Here is a 609-nt window from a genome sequence, read left to right as displayed (position 1 = left end):
TGGAACTTCCCGATCCTGATGGCCGCCTGGAAACTCGCCCCGGCCCTGGCCGCCGGTAACTGCGTGGTGCTCAAGCCTGCCGAGCAAACCCCGCTGGGCATCACCGTGCTGATGGAGCTGATCGGCGACCTGCTGCCGCCGGGCGTGCTGAACGTCGTTCAAGGCTTCGGCAAAGAAGCCGGCGAAGCCCTGGCCACCAGCAAACGCATCGCCAAGATCGCCTTCACCGGCTCGACCCCGGTCGGCTCGCACATCATGAAATGCGCCGCCGAAAACATCATTCCGTCCACCGTGGAGCTGGGTGGCAAGTCGCCGAACATCTTCTTCGAAGACATCATGAAGGCCGAACCTTCCTTCATCGAAAAAGCCGCTGAAGGCCTGGTGCTGGCGTTCTTCAACCAGGGCGAAGTCTGCACCTGCCCTTCCCGCGCGCTGGTGCAGGAGTCGATCTACGACGACTTCATGAAAGTGGTGATGAAGAAAGTGCTGTCGATCAAACGTGGCGACCCGCTGGACACCGACACCATGGTTGGCGCCCAGGCGTCCGAGCAGCAATTCGACAAAATCCTGTCGTACCTGGAAATCGCCAAGGGCGAAGGCGCCGAGCTG

At 61.4% G+C, this 609-nt stretch carries 1 protein-coding gene; it reads left to right on the top strand.

Annotated features, from left to right (window positions below; genetic code table 11):
* Nucleotides 1-609 (top strand): aldehyde dehydrogenase family protein (locus QMX98_RS34800; protein WP_282412091.1); only part of this gene is annotated, 609 nt, incomplete at both ends.

The sequence above is a fragment of the Pseudomonas sp. PS02303 genome, assembly GCF_029959925.1.
Lineage (GTDB): Bacteria > Pseudomonadota > Gammaproteobacteria > Pseudomonadales > Pseudomonadaceae > Aquipseudomonas > Aquipseudomonas mandelii.
Note: the sequence above shows the minus strand (reverse complement) of the source record. Positions and strands in the feature narration are given on the sequence as shown.